Raw genomic sequence first — 20,300 nt, 5'->3', positions numbered from 1 at the left:
CTACGCCGCCGGGCTGGAGGCGGCGCGCCGCTTGTTCACCAGGTTGACCGCCTGGCTGATCACCAGCACCAGGGCGACGGCCGCCAGCACGCCCTGCCACGGCTCCGGGAAGATGGAGCCGCCCGCCACCCCGATGCCGGCGTACACGGCGGACCACAGGGCGCAGGCCGGCAGGTTGGCGACGACGAAGGTGCGCCAGCTCAGCCCCAGGAACGCCGCCGCGAGCAGGACCGGCACCCGGCCGCCGGGCAGCAGCCGCGAGACCAGCAGCACCGGGATCTGGCCGCGCCGCAGCCGCTCCTTCAGCGGGACCAGGCGTTCCTCGTCACGCAGCCAGCGCAGGCGGCGGGCGAGCTGCTCCCCGCCGGCCCGGCACATCGCGTACATGACGAGGTCGCCGGCATAGGCGCCGGCCGCGCCCGCGGCGACCACGAGGACGATCAGCCAGGGATGGTCGTGGAACGCGAGGACCGCCGCGCCGCTGACCGCGGCGCCGGTGGGGACGACCGGGACGATCGCGCCGAAGGCCACGACCGCGAGGAGCCAGGCCAGGGCGCCGAGTTCGGAGATCACGCGGCCGGCTCGATCGTGAGGGTCTCGCCCTGGGCCAGGACGCGTACCCGGGCGTCCGGCGCGGCGGTCGCGGCCCGGCGGGCGAACTCCGTGCCCGGGTCCCGGAACATGTGGGTGCGGAAGCGGGCCATGCCGATCGGCCAGAACGTGCCGTAGTGCACCGGCACCGCCCAGGCGGCCTTGACCCGGCGCAGGGCCTCCGCGCCGTGGGCCGCGTCCAGGTGACCGTGCGCGCCCAGCGTGGGACCCCAGCCGCCGACCGGGATCAGGGCCAGGTCGAGCGGGCCGAGCGCGGACATGCCGTCGAACAGGCCGGTGTCGCCGGCGTACCAGGTGCGGGCGGCCCCCTCGACCACGAAACCCATCGCCACCGAGCGCAGGCGCGACCAGGGGCCCCGGCCGCCGTCGTGGGCCGCGGGCACCGCCCGGACCCGCACCGCCCCGACCGTCGTCTCCTCGCCGGGCTCCAGCTCGACACAGCGCTCGCCGTACGCCCGGCCCAGGGATCCGGCCACGAAGGCGGCCGCGCCCCGGGGGACGACGAGCAGCGGCTCTCCGGGCACCGCCCGGAGCGACGGCAGATGGAAGTGGTCGGCGTGCAGGTGCGACAGCAGCACCGCGTCCGGGGCGCCCGGCAGCGCGGGCGACGGTCCCGCCATCCGGCGCAGGTGGACCAGCCGGTCGGTGAGCAACGGGTCGGTGAGCAGGCTGACGCCGGAGTCGGTCAGCCACATGGTGCTGTGCCCCCACCAGGTGACGCTCGTGTCGGTCACGGATCAACCGTACGGGACCGCGCGCACACCTTCTTGAGGGCGCGTCCGCACACCCGGGCGTACAGGTGCTGGGCGAGCACGGCGACCGGCCCGCCGAGGCGCATCAGCGGGCGCGCGGGCAGGCTGAACGCGGTCACCGAGAACCACACGTCGCCCGCGGCGTCGCGTTCCACGGTGAAGGCCTCCTCGCCGCGGGCCTGGTGACCGGGCAGTGTGCCGTACCCGAAACCGGCGCGGCCGGGCTCCTCGGCCGTCCACACCACCTCGCAGGGCACGCGCAGCGGCCCGGCGCCCACCGTGAGCCGTACGCCCGGTGCGGCCCGGACGGCGTCCGCCCGGATCTTGGCGCCGGTGCCGCGGTGCATGCGGAACGTCAGGATCGCCTCGGCCGCGCAGTCGAAGAGCGCGCCGGCGTCGCGCCCGAGCAAAGTGCGGTAGCGCAGGTGGCGGTAGCCGGCGGGCAGCGACCCGTGCAGCGTGGCACCGACCTCGGCGTAGGTGAACATGGGTGTCCCTTCGGTCACTGGAGGATTGCCCCGGCGCGGCGCCAGCCCACCATGCCGCACACCGCGAATCCGAGCGCGTTCGCCACTCCGTGCGTCGCGGCCATCCAGGCGAGCGACGGGTGCGGCAGTCCGGTGGCCTCGCCGAGCGCCCAGCTCACCGCCAGCACCATGGAGGCCGCCAGCACGAGGGCCGAGCCGCCCAGCAGTGCCGCGGTGAGCCGGTCCGGCGCGCCGGTGCGGGCGTGCAGCCAGGTCAGCGCGCCCACCATCCACATGCCGGCGGTCAGCACGAGGGCCCCGGCGAGCTCGACCCACTCGGCGGTGAAGTAGCCCACGAACACGATCAGGGTGCCGGCCGGCACGGTCAGCGCCGCGGCGTCGGCGGCCGGTCCGGGCCGGACCCGGGTCTGCAGGCCGGCGACGAGCGCCGCCGCGAAGCCCGCGAAGTGGAAGTGCGCCACGGTCAGCGACAGCACGTCCAGCTCGAACCCGAACAGGTGATATCCGCTGCGCTCGGCGACCAGGGCGCCGGCGGCCACGGCCGGGCCGATCAGCGCGGTCAGCACGGCGGCCTCGGCGGCCCGCTCGCGGCGGGGGCGGGCCGGTCTGCTGAGCGCGTACGCACAGAGCACCGCCGCCGTGACCGCATAGCCGGTGGCCAGCGCCGTGGCGGCCGCGCCGCGCGGCAGCCACAGGCTGAGCGCGCCGGCCACGGCGCCGAAGGGCCAGGCCCGCCGGGCGAAGCCGGCCGCCGGATCGTCGAGCAGGCGCAGCCCCGCCGGGACGACGACCAGCATGCCCACCGCAACCAGCAGGTTGACCAACACTCCCATCGCGACCCCCTCACTTGAACGCGTTCAAGTTGCCGATGCCACTGTAACCCCTGGAATCTCGAGTCGCCGTTGTGATCCCGGTCCGGCACACTGTCGCCGTGACCGGACCGCGTACCGCCGTCGTCGTGAACCCCGTGAAGGTTCCCGACCTGGACCTGCTGCGCCGCACCATCGTCGGGGGACTCGCGGCGGCCGGCTGGCCCGAGCCCCAGTGGCTGGAGACGACGCGGGAGGACTCGGGCCGCGGCCAGACCCTGGAGGCGATCGAGAAGGGCGCCGAGCTGGTCTTCGTCTGCGGCGGCGACGGCACGATCATGGCGGCCGTCGGCGCCCTGGCCGGCACCGACGTCGCGCTGGCCGTGATCCCCGCCGGCACCGGCAACCTGCTCGCCGCCAACCTGGGCCTCAACGGCGACGCCGCCACCGGCGTGGAGATCGCGCTGCAGGGCGGCCGGCGCCGGATCGACGTCGGCGTCTGCGGGGACCGGTGCTTCGCGGTCATGGCGGGCATGGGCTTCGACGCGCAGATGCTCGCGGGCACCTCCGAGACCGCCAAGAAGCACATCGGCTGGATCGCGTACGTGGGCGGCGCGCTCAAGCACCTGCGGGACAAGCCTATGCCCGTGGTCATCTCGCTGGACGGCAAGCCGGCGTTGCGCCGCCGGGCCCGGACCGTCATCGTCGGCAACGTGGGGCGGCTGCAGGGCGGCGTACGGCTGCTCAGCGAGGCCGACCCGGCCGACGGCCGCCTCGACGTCGCGATCCTCAGCCCGCGCAACCTCGCGCACTGGGCCGCGCTGGCCTGGGCGGTGGTCCGGCGCCGGGAGCGGATACCGCGGATGGAGAGGTACACCGCCCGGCGGGTGGAGATCCGCGGCATCTCGCCGCAGCCGCGCCAGCTCGACGGCGACCTCATCGAGCCGGGTCTGAGCATGTCGATCGGGATCCGGCCCCGCGCCCTGCTGCTGTGCGTGCCCCAGCCGGACAGCGATCCCGACCTCGCCCACGACAGCGGCGCCGCCGAGCAGGCCGCCGAGGAGGTGCGCGCCGCGGCGGAGGAAAGAAAGTGAGCAGCACCAAGCCCGTACCTGAGACCAGGATGATGCCGGGGGACGAGCTCTCGGCGGACGATGCCTTCCACGCGCTGCGCCGTTACGGGCGGTGGCATCTGCTGCGGGACGCCTTCATCCGCTTCCGGTACGGCGACGGCTTCAGCCACTCGCGCGCCCTGGCGTTCCAGCTCTGCCTGGCCATCGTGCCCTTCATGATCGCGCTGTCCGGGCTGGCCACCGACCTGGGCGCCGAGGAGGGCGGCCAGGTCGTCGCCGACACCGTGCTCGCCCTCACCCCCGGCGCCAGCGAACCGCTGGTGCGCGAGCTGCTCCAGGACGACGACCGCACCGAGGACGCCGGCGAGCTGGCGCTCGTGCTCGGCCTGCTGACCGGCCTGGTGGCGCTGACCACGGCGATGGCGCAGATCGAGCGCGGCGCCAACCGCATCTACGGCGTGGAACGCGACCGCAACGCCCTGGAGAAGTACACGCGCGCCGCCGTGCTGGCCGTGGTGGCCGGTCTGCCCGCGCTCTTCGGCTTCCTGCTGCTCGTGGCGGGCCATGCGACCGGCGAGTCGATCGCCCGGCAGGCCGGCTGGGGCTACGGCGCCCACCTGGCGTTCGACGTCGTCCGGTGGCCGCTGAGCCTGCTGCTCATCGTCTTCGCGGTCGGGCTGCTGTTCCGGCACGCCCCGCGCCGCAACCAGCCCGCGCTCAGCTGGCTGCTCTTCGGCGCCACCCTCTCCACCGTGCTGTGGTGGGCCTCCAGCCTGCTCCTGGCCGGGTACGTGCGGGTCAGCGACGGCTTCGACGCCACCTACGGCCCGCTCACCGCGATCATGGCGCTGCTGCTGTGGGCCAACCTCACCGGTATCGCGCTCTTCCTCGGTCTCGCTTTCGCCGCCCAGCTCGAGGCGCAGCGGGTGGGCATCACCCGGCCGGCGCTGCGCGACCGCTGGGAGCCCGGCACGCCCCAGCCCGGTGTACCGGAGCAGCGCACGGGGTAAATCGGGCCCACCCCCGAGTGTGCAGGAGCCCCGATGGTGACCGAGCAGCAGGACAGGACGGCGGCGCCGGAGCCGGTGCGCGCCAGGCCCTTGGCCCGTTTCGCCGAGCGCAGCCTGCTGGGACTGCTCGTGGTCGTCGCGCTCGGCCTCGGCTTCGGCGTGCTGCTGTTGCTCGTCCGCGGGCAGTGGGGGCCGCTGGAGCGCCTCGACGCCGGTGCCGCCGACCGCCTCAACGCGCTGGTGTCGCCGCATCCCGCGGTGGTGGACGCGCTGACCGTCGTGGCCCGGGCGGGCGGCCGGCCGATCATGATGTGGCTGGTCACCATCGCCGTGGTCGGGCTGCTGATCCGCCGGCGGTTCCGGCTCGCGATCTACCTGGTGGTCACCGGGGTCGGCGCGCTGCTGCTGGACCCGTCGCTCAAGGCCCTGATCGACCGGGTACGCCCGGTCGTCGACGTCCCGGTCGCCACGGCTCCCGGCAACAGCTTCCCCAGCGGGCACGCCCTCGGTTCCATGATCGTGTACGGGGCCCTGCTCCTCGTCTTCCTCCCGGCGGTCTCGGCGCGGCACCGCAAGTGGTTCGTCACGCTGGTGGCCGTGATCGTCGCGGCGGTCGGGCTCACCCGGATCTCGCTCGGCGTGCACTACGTCTCCGACGTGCTGGCCGGCTGGCTGCTCGGCGCCGCCTGGCTGGGCGTCACCGCGTACGCCTTCCGGGTCTGGCGGCGCGAGATCGGGCGCCCGGAGGTCCCGCTGGAGGACGGCCTGGAGCCGGAGGCCGCCGCCGACGTGCGCCCCGGCACGCCCGGCGAGCACCTGCTGCCGCACCCGTGGGCCGGGGCGATGGAGATCCTGGTGGGCTGGGTCTTCGTCTTCGGCGTGCTCTACGTGCTCGGCTGGACCCTGACGAACCGCACCGAGGGCACCTGGCTCGGCCGGTTCGACGACGGCGTGCCGACGTGGTTGCAGAGCATGCGGACGCCGGTGTGGGACGACGTGAGCTACGCGTGGAGCAAGGCCGGAGACACGCACGCCATCCTGCTCGTCTCGCTGGTGTTCTGCCCGGTCGCGCTCGCCGTCTGGCGGCACTGGCGGATGGTGCTCTACGTCGTGCTGGCCATGTTCGGCGAGCTGACCCTCTTCCTCTGCGCGGCGGCCGCCGTGGACCGGCCCCGCCCGCCGGTCGAGCAGCTCGACGGCAAGCTGCCGACATCGGCGTTCCCCTCCGGGCACATCGCCGCGACGATGTGCCTCTACGCCGCGATCGCCGTGCTGGTCGTGCCGCGGCTGCGGGCGTACTGGTGGCGCTGGATCTTCGTGGTCCTCGCCGTGATCATGCCGCTGGGGGTGGCGCTGTCGCGGATGTACCGGGGGATGCACCATCCCACGGACATGCTGGGCGCCGCCCTGCTGACCGCCGGCTGGCTGACCGTGCTGTACTTCTCGATCCGGCCCAACGCGGACGTGCGCCGTGACGCTTAGCCTGCTCACCTGGAACATCAAGACCGGCGGTGGCGGCGGCCGGCTCGACGCGGTCGTGGCCCTGCTGAAGCGGGAGCGGCCGGACGTCGTCGCCCTGCAGGAGCTGCGCGACTTCGCGCGGCACGACGGGCAGCGCATGCGCGAGGTGGCGGACGCGCTCGGCATGGTGGCGCACCTGGCGCCCTCCGCCTTCGGCCAGCCGGTGGGGGTGCTGGTACGCCCGCCGCTGCGGATCGCCGGCCGCTCGGCGGTCCGCTGGCGCCTGCACCACGCGGCGGCCGCGGTGGAGGTGCCCACCTCCGCCGGCCCGCTGACGGTGGTCAGCACGCACCTGAACCCGTTCCGGCCGTACCGGCGGATGCGCGAGGCCCGCTGGCTCGCCCACCGCTACCGCGGGCCGCTCACCGTCATCGCCGGCGACCTCAACGCCCTGGACCCGCACACCGCGCACACCGAGCGCCTGGCCGCGCTGCCCCCGCTCTTCCGCCGCCGGCACCTGGGGGCCGGCGGGCGGCCGGACACCCGGGCGATCGAGGCGCTGGGCGCGGCCGGGTTCGTGGACGTGTGGCGTACGGCGGGCGAGGGCGACGGTCTGACCGTGCCCACGACCCGGGGTGGCGGCCGGGAGTTCTCCAACTGCGGCATGCGGCTGGACTACGTCATGGCCCGGCCGGAGCTGGCCGCGCGGGCCACGCGGGCGCGGGTGATCCGCGGCGACGAGACGGAGTGGGCTTCCGACCACTATCCGGTCGCCGTCGACCTGGACCTCGCCGCGGCGTAGGGATCAGGCGGCGTAGGCGAGGCGGACCGCGGCGCGCGGGGCGGCCGGGGTGGCGACCTGGGCGGCCGGGCGGTAGTGGCTGGCCCGCTGGCGGCGGTAGATGACGAAGGTGTCGCGGATGGTGCGGACGATGCTCTTGGTGGTGACGGTCGAGCCGGCGACGCGCTCCTCGAGGCGGACCGGGGCGCCCTGCAGGTTGTCGAAGCCGGCGGCGCCGGCGGCGACGAACAGCTCCAGGTCGAAGGCGAAGCGGCGCTCCCGCATCCGGGGCAGGACCGCGGCGAGGACGTCCCGGCGGACGATCTTGCAGCCGGTCTGGGTGTCCCGCACGTCCAGCCGGAACATCCCGGCGACCAGGGTCGAGTAGGAGATCGACACCAGCTTGCGGAAGCCGGTCGCGGCGCTGACCGAGTCGGCGTGCCGCTTGTCGGCGTAGACGAGGGCGTGGCCGCCGGCCCGGGCCACGAACAGGTACTCGACCAGGTGCTGGGGGTCGATGTCGCCGTCGGCGTCGACGAAGCCGATCCAGGCGCCGCGAGCGGCGGAGAAGCCCTGGTGCAGGGCCGCGCCCTTGCCCTGGTTGACGGCGTTGTCGATGACCCGCACGCCGGGCAGCCCGCCCAGGCTCTGCGCCGAGCCGTCGGTCGAGCCGTCGGAGACCGCGATGACCTCGTAGCCGATCTGGGCCTCGCTCAGGCAGGCGACCAGCCGCTCGATCGTGCGGCGCAGCGCCGGGCCCGGGTTGTAGAACGGCACCACGACGGAGAGCTCGACACCGGCGGCGGCGCGGCCCCAGAGGGCGGTCGCGTCGAAGAGCGGGGCGGCGGGGGCGATTTCCAGCGTGGCGGTCATGCCCCTGGAGATCGGAGGGCTACCTCAAGCCAACCTCTAGCGGATCTCAAAGGAAGGGCAAGGAATCCGGCTGTGGCTCAGGGGACTGCCGTGGCGCACGTGACCTCCACCGCATCCCCGAAGCGGGCGAGCTCCTGCGGGGAGAGCTCGGCGAAGTACGGCACGAGGATCGACGCGGTCAGCCGCTCGGCCTCCAGGCGCCGTTCCCGTACCTCTTCCGGATCCCGGAAGGGGCCGCGGTAGCCCATGCGCTCGGCGTAGGCGGGTCCGGTGCGCGGCGGCGGATGGGGCGCGGCGAGGATGGCGTCGAGCGGGGTGAGCCCGCACGCCAGGATCGCGGCGATGTGGGCGGCGCCCCGCATCTCGCGGATGAGGTGGATCGTCAGCCCCGCCCGGCCGGGCGGCGAGCCGGGGACCGGGAGGTGGCGCCAGCCGGCGAAGAGGGTGCCGAGCGCCGCGGGCGCCGCGTCGGCGATCCGGCGCCCCAGCACGTCGACGGCGTCCAGGGCCGCCGGGTCGGCGTCCGCGAGGCACCGGTCACCCCAGGCGGCGATGCGGTCCCGGTAGTGCAGCGCCACGTCGTAGTGCGTCAAGCCGGGGGGTACGGCGTGCCAGGCCGCGCGCACCGCGTCGAGGGGCTCGAACGCGATGGCCGCCGCGGCGACGTCGGCGGGACAGCCGCCGAGCACACCGGCGCGGCCGACGACCCAGAACTGGCTGCCGGAGGCGAAGCCCAGCGCGATGCCGTACGCATCGGTCGACTTCGCCAGCAGATAACCGCGGGTGTACTCCTGGACCGGCGCGAACACGCGGTCGACCGTCTCCGCCGCCGTGGCAGTCGCCATCGCTTCCCTCTCCTGGTCGGTGTCGTGGTCGGGTGGGTCACGCCGGGGCGAGCCAGGCTTCGAGGACGCGGGCGAGGCGGGCGAGGTCGGCGACGGCCACCCGCTCGGTGGCCTGATGGGCGTGGTCGATCGCGCCGGGTCCGAAGATCACCAGCTCCCGCGCCAGGCCCGAGTACCGCAGCGCGTTCGCGCCGAACGGCGCGACGGCCGGCGCGGTCCCGCAGGCGTCCGCCAGAAACCGGACGAGACCGGAGTCGGGACTCTGGTAGAAGGCGGGAGAACCGGCCTTGCCGTCCGGCGTCGGCGGCAGGAGCGAGGTGACGTCGCACGGCACCGGGCAGGCGGCCCGGGCGATCGCCGACATCCGGGCCAGCACCTCGTCGGGATCCTCGCCCGGCACGATCCGCCGGCCCACCGAGATGGCGCACCGGTCGGGAATGACGTTGCCGCCGGTGCCGCCGCCGGAGATCTGGGTGACCGACACGGTGCCGGTGCCCACCTCGGTGGCCGGGGGGAGGCTCTGCAGCCGTTCGTGCTCGGCGACGAAGGCGGCGATCACCGGGGCCATCGCCTCGACGGCGTTGACGCCGAGGTCGGGGCGCGCCGAGTGGGCCGCGGTGCCGTGCGCGGTGACCTCGATCAGCACCATGCCCTTCAGGCCGTGGACCGGGCGGAACTCGGTCGGTTCGGCGACGAGCATCTGGTCGATGGTCAGCCCCTGCCGCTGCGCCCACGGCCGGAACCGCGTGGCGCCGGCCAGCCCACCGGCCTCCTCGCCGACCGAGCCGACGAGCAGGAGCGTGGGGTCGGGCCGCAGCCCGTCGCGGTGCCACGCGTCGAGCAGCGAGAGCATCACGCCCATGGTGGCCTTGCTGTCGAGGGCGCCGCGACCCCACACGCCGCCGTCGGCGAGGCGGCCGTCGAACGGCGGGTCGGTCATGTGCTCGACGGTGACGGTGTCGGTGTGCACGTCCACCACGACGAGCCGCTCGGACCGTCCGGGGAAGCGGCCGTACACGTTCGGGCGGCCGGGCGCCACCTCGTCCAGGACGACCTCGTCCGCGCCGTACCCGTCGAACCGCTCGGCGAGCAGGTGGGCGAGCGCGCCCTCGCCGATCGGGCCGTGCTCCGCGGCCCGCGGCCCGCCGTGCAGCGGGTTGACGCTGGGGACGCGGACGAGCTCGGCGACCGACTCCGCCAGCGCCCGGTCGTCGATGCCGGGCAACCCTAGGCCCCGGTGCCCTCGCGGCCGGCCGGAGCCTCGCCCAGCTCGTAGAGCCGGGCGGCGAGGTCGAACTGGGCCTGGGTGTCGATGTCGATGGTCAGGTTCGAGGCCTGGTGCCACATCGGCCGGGCGCCGACGAGCCCCAGCGTGGTAGCCACGTGCCTGGTCATGATCGAACAGGTGAAGCCGAGCTGGTAGAAGGTCGGCAGCTCCTGTGACGGCCGGTGCCAGGACCCGAACCCGAAGCCGATGGGATAGAAGTTCTGGTCGAGCAGATACTCCTTCATCGGATAGACGACGACGATCGAGTCCGATGTGGAGGCGTCGCGCGACTGCCACGCCCGCACCACGGCCTCGTGGTCGTCGAAGAACGGGTCCGTGGCGTGGCACCACATCACGTCGTCGTCGTCCGGGAGCTGCTTGCAGACCTCGTTGACCACCGACTGGAACGGGTGGGAGTTCTCCGCGAGGTGTGCCGGCCTCGGCAGGAACGTGGCCTCGTACTTGTCGGCCAGCAGGCGCGTGGACTCGTCCTCGGAGGAGATGTAGATCTCGCCGGGGGCGGCGAGGCGGGACAACTTCCCGACCAGGATGTCGAGCAGCGACCTGCCGTGTGCGAACGGGCGGTAGTTCTTGTCGGGCACCCTGCTCGACGAGCGCTTGGCCGGAATGACGTACTTCATCCAGTCCTCTCTCTCCGCGAGGGAACCCGTTCTTCGCCGTGGATGACATTGGCCGACATCCATCGAAGCGGGAGTCACTGTACCGCGGATGAAACGGCGCTGAAAGACGTTTGCCGACCCGGGTCGCGACGGTGTCGGCAAAGCGTCCGGGGTGGGCGCCGCTTTTCGGCGATCCGCCGAATGGGTCCGTAAGCCCACGGCTATGTCCGAAATACGTGTGAACGGCCGGGCCTTCACTGTCGCGTGGCCAATGCATCCGCGTCGGTTAATGGACTGTCTCTTGTGATCTTGACTCGGCGTGTGACACGGTTCCGGTTCATGGCCGGGGGCATGATCCGTCGCGAGTGGATGTCCGGATGCTGATCATCCAGCTCAGCGCCCACATCCGTTCACCTCGAGCGGCGCCGGAAGCCGCTGTGGAAACCGGTCGGCCGTCCCTTCTCCCGTCGCCACACACCGCCAGCGCACCTCCGCCGTGAATACCTACGCGCTAGGAGCAGACACGTGGCAATAAAGCTTGCACCACTGCATCCACTTTTCGTCGCGGAAGTGACGGGCGTCGACCTGACCTCGCCTATTTCCGACGACATCTTCGCCGAAATCGAGGCGGCCTTCCACCAATACGCGGTCCTCGTCTTCCCCGGTCAGCCGCTCACCGACGACCAGCAGCTCGCCTTCACCAAGCGCTTCGGCCCGCTGGAGACCGCCCCGAACTATGCCGGCAAGGCGTTGCGCCTGCGCAACGAGTTCACCGACATTTCCAACCTCGACCACGAGGGCAAGATCCTGGACCCGGCCGACCGGCTGAACCAGTACAACCTCGGCAACCAGCTGTGGCACACCGACAGCTCGTTCAAGGCGCGGCGGGCGAAGTGCTCGCTGCTGTCCGCCCGCGAGGTCACCCCGACCGGTGGCGAGACCCAGTACGCGGACATGCGCGCCGCCTACGACGCCCTGCCGGAGGAGCGCCGAAGGGAGCTCCACGGGCTCGTCGCGGAGCACAGCATCGCCACCTCGCGCCGCAAGACCGGGTTCGACGGCTTCAACAGCGACATCACCACCACCCTGCCGCCCGTGCCCCAGCGGCTCGTCGACTACTACCCGGAGTCCGGGCGCACGAGCCTCTACCTCGCCTCGCACGCCTCGCACATCATCGGCTGGCCGGTCGAGAAGGGGCAGGCGCTGCTCGAGGAGCTCATCGAGTTCGCGACCCAGGACCGCTTCGTCTACACCCAGAAGTGGACGGTCGGCGACCTGGTGCTGTGGGACAACCGGTGCACCATGCACCGCGGGCGGCCGTACGACCCGACCCAGCGCCGCGTCCTGCACCGCACCACGGTCTCCGACATCGCCACCTCGTACCTCGAGCCGCCGGCGATGCCCGGGGAGATGGCCGGATCGCGCCCCGGGGCATCGGGGGCCGGCCCACGCGCGGCCGGCTGAGCGCCGCGCCACGACACTTCGACTCGAACGGGGACGGACAATGACGGACGCCGCGCGTCTCATCGTCGTCGGCTGCGGCCATATGGGGCTCGCGATCGTCCGGGGGCTGCTCGGCGCGCCGCCGCGCCGCGACATCGTCGTCGTGGAGACCAGCGCCGAGCGGCGTGCGGCGCTGGCGGCGTACGGCGGCTTCTCGATCGCCTCCGAGCTCGAGATCGCCGACGGCGACTTCGTGGTGCTCGCCATCCCGCCGCAGCTCTTCGGCGCCTTCGCCGCCGCCGAGCGCCACAAGTTCACGCCGCGGACGCCGGTGCTGTCGGTGATGGCCGGGCTCACGTCCCGGGCCATCGGCACCGCGCTGGGCACCTGCGAGGTCGTCCGCGCCATCCCGAACACCCCGTCCGAGGTGTTCGAAGGCATGTCGGTCTACTTCGCGGAGGCGGCGGTGTCGCCGCGGACGGTCGCGCAGTCGGACGAGCTGCTGCGCGCGATCGGGAAGGCCTTCCGGGTCGGCGCGGAGGAGCTGGTCGACGACGCCACCGCGATCTGCGGCGGGGGACCGGCGTTCGTCAGCTACATCGTCGACGCCTTCTGCCAGTTCGCCACGTCCTGCGGCTTCACCGAGGCGGCCGGCCGCGAGATGGCGGTGCAGGTGTTCGGTGGCACCGCGACCCTGATCGCGGAGAGCGGCAAGCCGCCGATGCAGCTCTGCCGCGAGGTGATGACCCCGAACGGCACCACCGAGCGCGGGATCGCCGCGTTCGACGCCGCCGGCCTGAAGACGTCGGTCCTGGCCGCCCTGGCCGCGTCCGCACACCGCTCGCGGGAGCTCGCCGCCATGAGCGCGGGCGTACGCGTCGGTGAGACCGATGGCTGAAGGACTGCCGGGCGGCGGTGAGGCCGCCGCGGCTTCCGTCGCCGGGTGCGAGACCTATGACGCCTGCTTCGACCTCGGACATCGCTTCCGCCTGTTCGACCGGCCGGGGACGTTCCGCGTCAGCCAGGCGGGTCTCGCACTCGGGGACCATCTGGTCCGCAACGTCCGCGAGAGCGAGCTCGCCGGCCGCATCCTGGACATCGGCACGGGGAGCGGCGCGATCGCGTTGCTGCTGCGCGCTCTGGGAGCCACCTCGATCGCGGCCACCGACATCTCCGCCTCGGCGGTGTCGACGGCCCGGCAGAACGAGCTCGAGAACTTCGGCGACTCCGTCATCGACTTCTGGCACAGCGATCTGTTCCCCGGCGCCGAGGCCGGTCACCGGGAGCGTTTCGACCTCATCGTCTTCAACCCGCCGGGCTGGCGCAGCCCGTCCGAGCTGCTCAAGGCGGAGCTGGCGGCGAAGCGGCACTCGCTCGACCTCGAGGCCATGTTCTACGGCGACAGCGTGCTGCTGCGCTTCCTCAAGCACCTGCCGGAGCATCTGGCGCAGAACGGGCGCGCCATCATCGGCCTGAACTCGCTGATCGGCATCGCGGACATCTTCGGGCGCTCCCGGTCGACGGACCGGCCGGTGAACGACGCGACCATCCACGCCCGGCTGCTGGAACGGCACGAGTTCCCGCTGCTGTTCTACACCGAGGAGTGGCTGCAGGTACGCAGCTCCCTGCTCGCCCAGTTCGAGCAGGGGCGCCACGACTATGCGGCCACCTACGTCACCAAGGGCAACACCATCCACTGGTTCTACGAGATCACCGAGGTCACCGTGACAGAGCCGGCAACGCCTTCTCTGGTGTCCCCGATCGGGGACCATGCCGCCGCCAGTGCCCGGCTGCTCCCGTTCGCGGAGATGGCGGCGGCGCCCGCGCGGGCCTTGCAGCATTCCGGTCCCGAGCCGCTAGCCGGTTAGCCGTGCACACGACCATGCCGGCCGTCCGGCCCACCTACGACGCCGTGGTGGTGGGGCTGGGCATCATGGGGGCGTCGGCGCTCTGGCAGCTCGCCCGGCGCGGGCTGCGGGTCCTCGGCGTCGAGGCGGGCGGGCCCCTGCACGAGCTCGGTTCCTCGCACGGGCAGACGCGCATCTTCCGCCGGGCGTACTGGGAAGGCGACCAGTACGTCCCCCTGCTGAACCGGTCCTACGCGGGCTGGATGGAGCTCGCCGACGCGACTCACGACAGCATCGCGGTGCGGACCGGCGGCCTCTTCGTCGGTCCTCCCGCGTCGAAGCTGGTGGACGGCTCGCGCCGGACGGCGACCCGGTGCGGAATCGTCCACGAATACCTGGCGGCCGGCGAGATCACCCGCCGGTTCCCGGCCTTCCACGTCCGGGACGACGCCGTGGCCGTCTACGAGCCGGACGCCATGATGCTCTTCGCCGACCGCGCCCGGCTCGGCTACCTCTCGCGCGCCACCGCCGCCGGAGCCCACCTCGTCCACGGCCGGAGGGTCCGTGCCCTGCGGTCCGGCACCGGCGGCGTGACGGTCTCCGGCGACGGGTGGCAGGTGAGCTGCGGCGCGGTCGTCCTGGCGGTCGGCGGCTGGATCGGCGAGTTCCTGCCCGGCGAGATCGCCCCGCTGGTCACGCCGATGCGCATCCCCGTCTACGAGTTCGACGTGGCGGAGTCGTGCCGGCCCGACCACCTTCCCGGGCGTTTCCCCGTCTTCCTCGTCGAGGACTCCACGGGGGCTCTGGTCTACGGGCTGCCACCCTGGCAGGCCGGGGCCGGCGGCCTGAAGATCGGGTTTCACAACCGCCAGCTGTCACCGGTGAAGCCCGGTGCGGACCGGCGGGCGCCGAGCGACGCGGAACGGCTCGAGCTCTGGCGCACCATCAAAGACGTGTTGCCCGGCGTACGCAGCACCGGCCGCGGAAAAGCATGTGTCTACACGATGTCGGACGACGAGGGCTTCTACATCGGACGCTCGCAGGAGATCGACGGTGTCGTCTACGTGAGCGCCTGCTCGGGGCACGGCTTCAAGTTCGCGCCCGGCATCGGCGAGGTGCTGGCACAGCTTGCGATCGACGGGCGGCCGGCGCTCGACATCTCGGCATTCGGCCCGCACCGGGCGGCGTCCGCGGGCCAGGGGGAACGGTGAGGGGCGGACATGGATCACGAACAGCACGGCGGTAGGGCCGGTCCGGTGACCGCGCCGAGCGACGCTCTGCCCGGGTTGCCCGACGACTATCGCCCCTGGCCGGCGCTGTGGGCGCTGGTGGCGGGGATCTTCATGATCCTGGTGGACTCCACCATCGTCGCGGTGGCCGCCGACGCCCTGTGGGTGGACCTGAAGACCGACCTCAACGCGGTCATCTGGGTCACCAGCGGCTACCTGCTGGCGTACGTGGTGCCGCTGCTGCTGTCCGGCAAGCTCGGCGACATGTTCGGGCCGAAGCGCCTGTACCTGGTCGGCCTGGTGGTCTTCACCGCCGCGTCGGCCTGGTGCGGCTTCTCGCGTACGCCGGAGATGCTGATCGCGGCGCGGGTGGTGCAGGGACTCGGCGCCGCGCTGATGGCGCCGCAGACGATGAGCGTGATCACCCGCACCTTCCCGGCGCACAAGCGGGGTTCCGCCATGGCCCTGTGGGGCGCGGCGGCGGGGGTGGCGATCCTGGTGGGGCCGCTGGCCGGCGGCCTGCTGGTGGACGGCTTCGGCTGGCCGTGGGTGTTCTTCGTGAACGTGCCGCTGGGCGTGCTGGCCTTCGTCGCCGCGGTGGTGCTGGTGCCCGACCTGCCCACCCACCGGCACCGGATCGACTACCCGGGCATCCTGCTCAGCGGCGTCGGCCTGTTCCTGCTGGTGTTCGGGCTCCAGGAGGGGCAGCGGTACGACTGGGGGCACATCCGAGACATCGGGCCGCTGCCGGTCTCGGTGTGGGGACTGATCATCGCCGGCGTGGTGGCGCTGGGGGTCTTCGTGTGGTGGCAGTCGCGGGCGGCGGAGCCGCTGATGACCCTCGGCCTCTTCCGGGACCGCAACTTCACCCTGTCCAACGTGGCCGTCGCCGGCATGGGTTTCGCCTTCACCGGGATGGCCGTCCCGCTGATGCTGTTCGCGCAGAAGTCCATGGGGCTGAGTCCCACGGAGTCGGCGGCGCTGCTGATCCCGCTGGCCGTGCTCTCCGGGGCGCTGGCGGCCCCGGCGGGCAGGCTTGCCGACCGGGTGCACCCGCGGTATCTGACCGGCTTCGGCTTCGTCGCCAGCGCCGTCGCCCTCGTCTGGCTCGGCCTCACGGCGGACGGCGGCAGCGGGGTGGCCGACGTCCTGGCGCCGATCGCCCTGATCGGCGTCGGCAACGCCTTCATCTGGGGCCCGCTGACCGCCACCGCCAACCGCAACCTGCCGCTGCATCTCGCCGGCGCCGGATCCGGGGTCTACAACACCACCCGGCAGGTGGGCGCCGTGCTGGGCAGCGCCGCCGTGGGGGTGTTCATGCAGCACCAGGTGGAGAGCAAGCTCGAGCCGTTCGTTCCCGGCATGCCGGCCGGGGCCGGGCAGGACGTCGCGCAGTCCCTCGGTCCGCTGCCGGAACCGCTGCGCGGCCCGTTCGCCGAGGCCATGGGAGCCAGCGTCTTCCTGCCCGCGGTCGTGCTGGTGTTCGCCTTCGTGGTGGTGCAGTTCTTCGCCACGCCGGTCCATCTGTCCCGTGAGTGACCAGCCGTCAGCGCGCCGCGACAGAGACGTCGCCGTCGCGCTGCGGGCCCGGGGGAGTGGGGCCCGCGGCGGCGGGCGCGTCCGTGACGATGCGCTTGTACGCCTCGGCGTAGTCGCACCCGAGGGCGGCGCCGTTGCCGCGCATGCGGTCGACGACCCATTGCACGTCCGCGCGCGGATCCGCCGAACCGGGGAACTGACTGCGGTGACTGAGGATCGCCGTCACCTTGCGGTCGACCGTGCGATCCACGTCGACCAGCAGATCGGTGTGCTCGTGGCCCGGCACCCACACCTCGGCCACCTTGTGCGGGGCGAGGCCCTCCGCGAGCAGCTCGGGAAAGGCCCGGGGGTTGCGGGCGTCCGGATAGACGGCGCTCAGCGCCGACTGACCCACCGCCAGGTGGTCGGGATGGGAGGCGCCGATCGGGAACTGCAGCGACCGCAGCGGTTGATGGGTGAGCACGAGGTCGGGGCGGTGCCGGCGGATCTCCCGGGTCAGCGCGCGCCGCAGCTCGGGCGTGTCGGCGACCAGCCCGTCCGGGAAGCCGAGGAACACCACGTCGGCGACGCCGAGCACGCGCGCCGCCGCGCGCTGCTCCGCGTATCGCCTGGCGACCAGGTCCGCCGCCGGCTCGGCCGGGTCCTCCCCGCCCTGCGAGCCGTCGGTGACGACCAGGTAGGTCACCCGGGCGCCCTCGTCCACGAGCCGCGCGACGGTGGCACCGAAGCTGAACTCGGCGTCGTCGGGATGCGCGGCGATGACCAGCACCCGCGAAAAGTGCCGGGGAAGGGGAAATCGAGGACCGGAGTTCGCCGGGGATTCGGGCGCCATTGCCGCAACATACACGCCGCGACCGCCGCGGACGAGACCCTTGTCATCGCTCTTGCCCGGGTTGTTTGCGAATGCGGACGGACATCCGCGTCGGTTAATGGACTGTCTCTTGTGATCTTGACTTCACATGTGACACGGTCATGGTTCATGACCGGCGGACATGATCTGTCGCGAGTGGATGCTCCGGTGCCGACCGACCAGCTCAGCACGGCCCACCCCGCAAGCCGCCGGTCCGGGTCGCCCCGCATTCTCTCCGGTTGCCAGGCCCGAACAATTGTCACCACTCACAGAGAGTTCTGAACGTGGCTATCGCTCCGTGGGCTGATTTCATAACGCGTTGGAACGACGGAAAGGTGACTCCGGAAGAGCTCACCGATTGGCAGACATCCGCCCTGCGGACGGTGCTCGGTCACGTCTACGACAAATCACCCTTCTACCGCCGGCGCCTGGCGGGCGTGAATCTCGACATCAAGGAATTGGCGGACCTCGCGGACATTCCCTGCACGACGAAGGACGACCTCCGCGAGGCCATGCACGACATGCTCAGCGGCACCGTGGCCGACGCCGCGTTCTACTTCGAGACGACCGGAACGACCGGCCGCCCGACCCCGTGCCCCCGGGCCCCGATCGACTTCGACCTCAACGTGCTGCCCCTGGCGCACGCCCTCGACGGGATCGTGCGCAAGCACTTCACCGGCACCGGCGAGCGCCCCATCCTGGCCGTGGTCGCCCCCAACGACGTCCACGCCGCCTGCCTGAGCCTGTCCTTCGCGGCGAAGCAGCTGGGCATCGCGAAGCTCGACCTGTTCCCGATCACGCCGACCCTCGGCTTCGCCCGCTTCTTCGAGGTCCTCGTCGAGCTGAAGGTCAACATGATCCTCTGCTCGCCGGGCCTGCTGATGGCCCTGGCCGAGATGAGCTCGACGTACGGGGTGGAGGTGCCGGACGACCTCTCGGTGAAGGTCCTGCTCACCACCGGCGAGATGTGCTCCGACGGCATGCGCGACCTGCTCTCGCAGACCTGGCACGCCGAGTCCTACAACTTCATGTACGGCTCCCAGGAGGCCGGCTGCCCGGCGGTGACGCGGGCCGACGGCACGGTGGTCGCGGTCGAACCGACGTACCTGCTGGAGGTCCTCGACCTGGAGACCGAGGCGAGCCTGGGGCTGGAGGGCTATGGCGAGCTCTGCCTCACCACGCTCGTGCCCGGACTCAAGCCGCTCATCCGGTACCGCACCGGTGACCTGGTCGAGATCACCCCGGACGGCTCGGGCCGGCGGGCCGTCAAGGTCCTCGGGCGGGTCAAGGACATGACCACGATCGGCGGCGTCCGGCGCAGCGCGGCCGAGATCGACAACGCCATCCTCGCCGATCCCGAGCTCGTCTACGGGTACGAGATCGACGTGCTCTCCGACGGCGGCGCGGACCGGCTGGAGGTCCGGGCCAAGGCCAAGGAAGGCGCCGACCACGACGAGATCAAGCAGCTGGTCTCCGGCCGGCTGACCGCCGCGTTCGGCGTACCCGCGGAGGTCAGGATCCATCCGTTGCTGGATCTCAAGAGTGCCACCGGCGGGTGGGTGAGCTGGAAGACGGCTCGCATCAAGGACCGACGAGTGCCGGAGGCGGCGGACGACATCGAGGCCCGGTCCGCCGCCGATCTGGCCCGAGCAGTAGAGCGGGCGATCTGACATGACCGACCACATCCTCACCGGCGCCACCGGTTTCGTCGGCAGCCACCTGCTGGCCGACCTGCTCTCGGACGACCCGGCCGGCGCGGTGTACGCGCTGGCCCGCGGCGACTCCCGCGCTCCGGCCGCCGACCGCGTCGCCGCGGCTCTGCGGGTCGCCGGGCACGAGCGTCCCGCCGACCGGCACCGCATGACCGTGGTGGAGGCGGAGCTCACCGAGCCCCTGTGCGGGGTCGCGCCCGCCGCCCTGCCGCGCGGCGACGGGCCGCTCGTCTTCTGGCACCTCGCGGCGTCGCTGCAGTGGCGGCGGGGCCAGCGCGAGCAGGTGTTCCGCACCAACGTCGACGGCACCCGGCACGCCCTGGAGCTGGCGGCCGGCGTCGGCGCCGACCTCTTCGTCTACATGTCCACCGCGTACACCTGTGGATCGGTGCACGGCGACATCGCCGAGGAGCTGCACCAGCCTCCGGCGTTCAGCAATGTGTACGAGGAGAGCAAGTGCGCCGCGGAGCACCTCGTGGCCGGGTTCGAGGGTCCGAGGTCGCTGATCCTGCGTCCCTCGGTCATCGTGGGGTCGTCCCGCACGTACACCCCCAGCGGAAGCTACACGGGCCTGTACGGCTACCTCAGCGAGCTGCGCAAGTTCAAGGAGATGCTCGGCGACTCCGACGAGTCCGTCCGCTACCCGGCGGACCGGAGCACCCGCATCTCGTTCATCCCGGTCGATCACGTCGTGGCGGACTCGCGCGCCATCGTGGCGGACGAGCTCGCGGCGCCGCGGCAGAGCATCTACCACGTGAGCGGGCAGTCCGAGTCCGCGGTCGGCGAGATCACCGACTACATGCTGAAGCTGCTCGGGCTGCAGGACCGGCTCTTCATCATCGACGAGGAGTTCGACGACCCGTCCACCTTCGAGCGCTTCTTCGCCAAGCGCATCGACTTCTTCTCCGACTACCTGCGCCGGGAGAAGCGGTTCGCCCGCAGCCGGGGCCCGGAACGGTCGGTCTCCCTGCACGAGCTGATGAAGTTCATCGACGCCGAGGACCAGGCGCTGAGCACCGAGGCCCGGCCCGCCCGACGCACCCCGGACCCGGGCCATCTGTCCCCGGTCCCGGGCGCGGCGGTGTGAGC

The 20,300-nt window shown here is 72.4% G+C and carries 20 protein-coding genes; 11 read left to right on the top strand and 9 right to left on the bottom strand.

Going from position 1 to position 20,300, the window contains the following annotated elements; all coding sequences use genetic code 11:
• Genes IEY99_RS12875 through IEY99_RS12860 form a run of 4 tightly spaced genes read right to left on the bottom strand, consistent with a single transcriptional unit; the run spans nt 1 to nt 2,685 of the window.
• Nucleotides 1-573: a DedA family protein gene (locus IEY99_RS12875; protein WP_189202785.1), complete on the bottom strand. Its 573-nt coding sequence runs from the start codon at nt 571-573 to the stop codon at nt 1-3.
• Nucleotides 570-1,346, bottom strand: coding sequence for an MBL fold metallo-hydrolase (locus tag IEY99_RS12870; RefSeq protein ID WP_189202783.1), 777 nt, complete (start codon nt 1,344-1,346; stop codon nt 570-572). The genes IEY99_RS12875 and IEY99_RS12870 overlap by 4 nt, the downstream gene beginning before the upstream one ends.
• The gene (locus tag IEY99_RS12865; RefSeq protein ID WP_189202781.1) at nt 1,343-1,852 is read right to left on the bottom strand and encodes a DUF1990 domain-containing protein; all 510 of its coding nucleotides are present in this window, start codon (nt 1,850-1,852) and stop codon (nt 1,343-1,345) included. Before IEY99_RS12865 ends, IEY99_RS12870 begins: the two co-directional genes overlap by 4 nt.
• A 14-nt stretch (nt 1,853-1,866) precedes the next feature.
• On the bottom strand, nt 1,867-2,685 hold the full coding sequence (locus IEY99_RS12860; protein WP_189202779.1) for a YndJ family protein: 819 nt from the start codon (nt 2,683-2,685) through the stop codon (nt 1,867-1,869).
• A gap of 98 nt (nt 2,686-2,783) precedes the next feature.
• Here IEY99_RS12860 and IEY99_RS12855 point away from each other — a divergent pair, with 98 nt between their 5' ends.
• Genes IEY99_RS12855 through IEY99_RS12840 form a run of 4 tightly spaced genes read left to right on the top strand, consistent with a single transcriptional unit; the run spans nt 2,784 to nt 7,007 of the window.
• A complete protein-coding gene (locus IEY99_RS12855) occupies nt 2,784-3,755 on the top strand; it encodes a diacylglycerol/lipid kinase family protein (RefSeq protein WP_189202777.1) in 972 nt (323 codons plus the stop codon).
• Entirely contained in the window at nt 3,752-4,744 is a 993-nt protein-coding gene (locus IEY99_RS12850; protein WP_189202775.1) for a YihY/virulence factor BrkB family protein, read from the top strand. The genes IEY99_RS12855 and IEY99_RS12850 overlap by 4 nt, the downstream gene beginning before the upstream one ends.
• A gap of 33 nt (nt 4,745-4,777) precedes the next feature.
• Nucleotides 4,778-6,226 carry a phosphatase PAP2 family protein gene (locus IEY99_RS12845; protein WP_189202773.1) on the top strand — a complete coding sequence of 483 codons (1,449 nt, stop codon included), beginning with the start codon at nt 4,778-4,780 and terminating at the stop codon, nt 6,224-6,226.
• Nucleotides 6,216-7,007, top strand: a complete 792-nt coding sequence (locus tag IEY99_RS12840) for an endonuclease/exonuclease/phosphatase family protein (protein WP_189202771.1) — start codon at nt 6,216-6,218, stop codon at nt 7,005-7,007. Before IEY99_RS12845 ends, IEY99_RS12840 begins: the two co-directional genes overlap by 11 nt.
• 3 nt (nt 7,008-7,010) lie before the next feature.
• Here IEY99_RS12840 and IEY99_RS12835 read toward each other — a convergent pair whose 3' ends face one another.
• From IEY99_RS12835 to IEY99_RS12820, 4 genes are all read right to left on the bottom strand, one after another.
• Nucleotides 7,011-7,859, bottom strand: a complete 849-nt coding sequence (locus IEY99_RS12835) for a glycosyltransferase family 2 protein (protein ID WP_189202769.1) — start codon at nt 7,857-7,859, stop codon at nt 7,011-7,013.
• A 77-nt stretch (nt 7,860-7,936) separates the two neighbouring features.
• Nucleotides 7,937-8,704 (bottom strand): helix-turn-helix domain-containing protein, encoded by a 768-nt coding sequence (locus IEY99_RS12830; protein WP_189202767.1) that lies wholly within the window; start codon nt 8,702-8,704, stop codon nt 7,937-7,939.
• A gap of 37 nt (nt 8,705-8,741) precedes the next feature.
• Nucleotides 8,742-9,929 (bottom strand): M20 family metallopeptidase, encoded by a 1,188-nt coding sequence (locus IEY99_RS12825; RefSeq protein WP_189202765.1) that lies wholly within the window; start codon nt 9,927-9,929, stop codon nt 8,742-8,744.
• Between the two features lie 2 nt (nt 9,930-9,931).
• A complete protein-coding gene (locus IEY99_RS12820; RefSeq protein ID WP_189202763.1) occupies nt 9,932-10,612 on the bottom strand; it encodes a cytidylyltransferase domain-containing protein in 681 nt (226 codons plus the stop codon).
• 504 nt (nt 10,613-11,116) lie between these two features.
• Here IEY99_RS12820 and IEY99_RS12815 point away from each other — a divergent pair.
• Genes IEY99_RS12815 through IEY99_RS12795 form a run of 5 tightly spaced genes read left to right on the top strand, consistent with a single transcriptional unit; the run spans nt 11,117 to nt 16,649 of the window.
• A complete protein-coding gene (locus tag IEY99_RS12815) occupies nt 11,117-12,055 on the top strand; it encodes a TauD/TfdA dioxygenase family protein (RefSeq protein WP_189202761.1) in 939 nt (312 codons plus the stop codon).
• Nucleotides 12,056-12,095: 40 nt separating this feature from the next.
• Entirely contained in the window at nt 12,096-12,932 is an 837-nt protein-coding gene (proC, locus tag IEY99_RS12810; RefSeq protein WP_189202759.1) for a pyrroline-5-carboxylate reductase, read from the top strand.
• Nucleotides 12,925-13,902: a N5-glutamine methyltransferase family protein gene (locus IEY99_RS12805; RefSeq protein WP_189202758.1), complete on the top strand. Its 978-nt coding sequence runs from the start codon at nt 12,925-12,927 to the stop codon at nt 13,900-13,902. The genes proC and IEY99_RS12805 overlap by 8 nt, the downstream gene beginning before the upstream one ends.
• Before the next feature lie 2 nt (nt 13,903-13,904).
• Nucleotides 13,905-15,092 (top strand): N-methyl-L-tryptophan oxidase, encoded by a 1,188-nt coding sequence (gene solA, locus IEY99_RS12800; protein ID WP_189202756.1) that lies wholly within the window; start codon nt 13,905-13,907, stop codon nt 15,090-15,092.
• 9 nt (nt 15,093-15,101) lie between these two features.
• Nucleotides 15,102-16,649: a DHA2 family efflux MFS transporter permease subunit gene (locus IEY99_RS12795; RefSeq protein WP_189202754.1), complete on the top strand. Its 1,548-nt coding sequence runs from the start codon at nt 15,102-15,104 to the stop codon at nt 16,647-16,649.
• Nucleotides 16,650-16,656: 7 nt separating this feature from the next.
• Here IEY99_RS12795 and IEY99_RS12790 read toward each other — a convergent pair whose 3' ends face one another.
• On the bottom strand, nt 16,657-17,418 hold the full coding sequence (locus IEY99_RS12790; RefSeq protein WP_189202752.1) for a PIG-L deacetylase family protein: 762 nt from the start codon (nt 17,416-17,418) through the stop codon (nt 16,657-16,659).
• Nucleotides 17,419-17,834: 416 nt separating this feature from the next.
• Between IEY99_RS12790 and IEY99_RS12785 the strand changes: the two genes are divergently transcribed.
• The gene (locus IEY99_RS12785; protein WP_189202749.1) at nt 17,835-19,169 is read left to right on the top strand and encodes a phenylacetate--CoA ligase family protein; all 1,335 of its coding nucleotides are present in this window, start codon (nt 17,835-17,837) and stop codon (nt 19,167-19,169) included.
• 1 nt (nt 19,170) lies between these two features.
• On the top strand, nt 19,171-20,298 hold the full coding sequence (locus IEY99_RS12780) for an SDR family oxidoreductase (protein ID WP_189202747.1): 1,128 nt from the start codon (nt 19,171-19,173) through the stop codon (nt 20,296-20,298).
• The last annotated feature ends 2 nt before the right edge of the window (nt 20,299-20,300 follow it).

The sequence above is a fragment of the Couchioplanes azureus genome (assembly GCF_014648355.1).
GTDB lineage: Bacteria > Actinomycetota > Actinomycetes > Mycobacteriales > Micromonosporaceae > Actinoplanes > Actinoplanes azureus.
This window is presented reverse-complemented; position numbering and strand designations above follow the sequence as displayed.

Bases quoted from the DNA above. Each gene is read 5' to 3' on its own strand.
- IEY99_RS12805 (WP_189202758.1), top strand. From the start codon at position 12,925: ATGGCTGAAGGACTGCCGGGCGGCGGTGAGGCCGCCGCGGCTTCCGTC.
- IEY99_RS12860 (WP_189202779.1), bottom strand. From the start codon at position 2,685: ATGGGAGTGTTGGTCAACCTGCTGGTTGCGGTGGGCATGCTGGTCGTC.
- IEY99_RS12865 (WP_189202781.1), bottom strand. From the start codon at position 1,852: ATGTTCACCTACGCCGAGGTCGGTGCCACGCTGCACGGGTCGCTGCCC.
- IEY99_RS12780 (WP_189202747.1), top strand. From the start codon at position 19,171: ATGACCGACCACATCCTCACCGGCGCCACCGGTTTCGTCGGCAGCCAC.
- IEY99_RS12835 (WP_189202769.1), bottom strand. From the start codon at position 7,859: ATGACCGCCACGCTGGAAATCGCCCCCGCCGCCCCGCTCTTCGACGCG.
- proC (WP_189202759.1), top strand. From the start codon at position 12,096: ATGACGGACGCCGCGCGTCTCATCGTCGTCGGCTGCGGCCATATGGGG.
- IEY99_RS12845 (WP_189202773.1), top strand. From the start codon at position 4,778: ATGGTGACCGAGCAGCAGGACAGGACGGCGGCGCCGGAGCCGGTGCGC.
- IEY99_RS12820 (WP_189202763.1), bottom strand. From the start codon at position 10,612: ATGAAGTACGTCATTCCGGCCAAGCGCTCGTCGAGCAGGGTGCCCGAC.
- IEY99_RS12830 (WP_189202767.1), bottom strand. From the start codon at position 8,704: ATGGCGACTGCCACGGCGGCGGAGACGGTCGACCGCGTGTTCGCGCCG.
- IEY99_RS12795 (WP_189202754.1), top strand. From the start codon at position 15,102: ATGGATCACGAACAGCACGGCGGTAGGGCCGGTCCGGTGACCGCGCCG.